The sequence below is a fragment of the Dellaglioa sp. CoH-57-MRSF-22 genome (genome assembly GCF_056781895.1).
The window spans coordinates 1,945-3,344 of record NZ_JBXAXT010000011.1; the positions used below are offsets into that span (position 1 = coordinate 1,945).

The following is a 1,400-nucleotide window of genomic DNA, read 5'->3' on the forward strand; positions in this document are numbered from 1 at the left end:
CAGTCCTTACGGTCTAGCTTCGTTGCCCTTAGAACGCTCTCCTACCACGGAACCCTAATGGGTTCCATCCACAATTTCGGTAACATGTTTAGCCCCGGTACATTTTCGGCGCAGAATCACTCGACTAGTGAGCTATTACGCACTCTTTAAATGGTGGCTGCTTCTGAGCCAACATCCTAGTTGTCTGTGCAATTCCACATCCTTTTCCACTTAACATGTATTTTGGGACCTTAATTGGTGGTCTGGGCTGTTTCCCTTTCGACTACGGATCTTATCACTCGCAGTCTGACTCCCGGATATAAATCAATGGCATTCGGAGTTTATCTGAATTCAGTAACCCTAGATGGGCCCCTAGTCCAAACAGTGGCTCTACCTCCATGATTCTTAATTCCGAGGCTAGCCCTAAAGCTATTTCGGAGAGAACCAGCTATCTCCAAGTTCGTTTGGAATTTCTCCGCTACCCACACCTCATCTCAGCATTTTTCAACATACATGAGTTCGGTCCTCCAGTGCGTTTTACCGCACCTTCAACCTGGACATGGGTAGGTCACTTGGTTTCGGGTCTACGTCTACTTACTATGGCGCCCTATTCAGACTCGCTTTCGCTACGGCTCCGTCTTATCAACTTAACCTCGCAAGCAAACGTAACTCGCCGGTTCATTCTACAAAAGGCACGCTATCACCCATTAACGGGCTCTAACTATTTGTAGGCACATGGTTTCAGGAACTATTTCACTCCCCTTCCGGGGTGCTTTTCACCTTTCCCTCACGGTACTGGTTCACTATCGGTCACTAGGGAGTATTTAGCCTTGGGAGATGGTCCTCCCGGATTCCGACGGAATTTCTCGTGTTCCGCCGTACTCAGGATACTGCTCTGAGAGATTTTCATTTAGTATACGGGGCTATCACCCTCTACGGCGAGTCTTCCCAGACTCTTCTACTATAAAAATCTTTGGTAACTCAAATGAGCAGTCCTACAACCCCAAGAAGCAAGCTTCTTGGTTTGGGCTCTTCCCTGTTCGCTCGCCGCTACTTAGGGAATCGATTTTTCTTTCTATTCCTGCAGGTAATTAGATGTTTCAGTTCCCTGCGTTTACCTCTATATAACCTATGTATTCAGTTAATAGTAACAGTCGATTAAAACTGCTGGGTTCCCCCATTCGGAAATCTCCGGATCAAAGCTTACTTACAGCTCCCCGAAGCATATCGGTGTTAGTCCCGTCCTTCATCGGCTCCTAGTGCCAAGGCATTCACCATGCGCCCTTGATAACTTAACCTAACTTTACTTAAAGCAAAGTGGTTTTGTTAAGAACTACGTTCTTAACTAATAAAACGCGGTGTTTCTCGGCTTATTGCTTAAAAATTTAATAAATATTATCTAGTTTTCAAAGAACAAATTT

General features: G+C 45.5%; 1 rRNA gene (running past one end of the window). It reads right to left on the minus strand.

Annotated elements, in window-relative coordinates:
• Positions 1 to 1,277 (minus strand): 23S ribosomal RNA (locus AC1RPR_RS07770) (it extends 1,742 nt beyond the left edge of the window).
• Positions 1,278 to 1,400: the final 123 nt, after the last annotated feature.